2 protein-coding genes are annotated in these 965 nt (G+C 63.1%); both read left to right on the forward strand.

Translation table 11 applies throughout. The features are described from left to right. On the forward strand, positions 1-274 hold a 274-nt coding region (locus NS365_RS24700), incomplete at its 5' end, for a hypothetical protein (protein ID WP_193753524.1). Between the two features lie 244 nt (positions 275-518). Next, on the forward strand, positions 519-860 hold the full coding sequence (locus NS365_RS22845; RefSeq protein WP_058602585.1) for a CsbD family protein: 342 nt from the start codon (positions 519-521) through the stop codon (positions 858-860). The last annotated feature ends 105 nt before the right edge of the window (positions 861-965 follow it).

The following is a 965-nucleotide window of genomic DNA, read 5'->3' on the forward strand; positions in this document are numbered from 1 at the left end:
GCGCGACGGGCAAGCCGAGCGTGCGAGCTTCGATATGCTCGATCGGTTCGGCGGGGCCTTCGGCGAGATGTCGGTGTTCTCGTTGGCTCATGCGTCGGGCTTCCCCGTGCTCCCAACGGGCGAAATGGAGTCGGGCTGCGTGGTCGTGACCTTGCGGCCCTTCCTGCCCGAGCATCAGGCGCACATCACCGATCGGCGTGCGGCGCCGCTCGCTTTCACGCAGACCACGTCCCTGGACGACACGACCTGGGCACGGACCTCGCACGAGGCGTAGGGGCCGATCGCCGGTGGAATGAAACACGGCTGAGCTCGCGAAGTCTGCCTCCCGTTTCGAGGGGCTGACTTCAATGAGTGTTGTCGCGAATCACCCTCTCGACCGGTGGGTTGCAGAGCCTGCGCCGATCAATGACGCCCCGCTGGCTGCGGGTGGAAAAAATCGCATCCTGTGTCGAACCAATTCCCGCCTAAGCGATTTAAATCTCCGACGCTGAAATTGTGATCAGCCAGGAGGTCATGTTTTGGACAGGAACCGTTTCGAGGGCGCAGCCCGTGAGCTGGGCGGACGCGTGCAGGGTGCTTTCGGCGACGCCGTGGGTTCGGATCGCAACTCCGCCGAGGGCCGATTGAAGCAGGCCGAGGGCGCAGCGCAGAATCTTTACGGCCAAGGGCGCGAAGCGTTGCGCGAAGCAACGCACGAGGCGTCGAAATACGCCGCCGATCTTTATGAGAATGCAGGCGCTTACGCGCAGGAGGGCGGAAAGGTCGTTCGCCGCCAAGTGCACGAAAATCCCCTATCGGCCCTGCTTCTGGCAGGACTTCTGGGCTTCCTTCTCGGCCTCAGCGTCCGCGACCGACATTAAACCAGCCGGTTTCCATCAACCCCGCAGGTGCTCGGCACCTCGCGGGGTTTTTCGTGTGACCTGATGTTCCGTTCCGGGCACCAGCCAACGGCATTCGAAGATCGC

The sequence above is a fragment of the Aureimonas ureilytica genome (assembly GCF_001475935.1).
GTDB lineage: Bacteria > Pseudomonadota > Alphaproteobacteria > Rhizobiales > Rhizobiaceae > Aureimonas > Aureimonas ureilytica_A.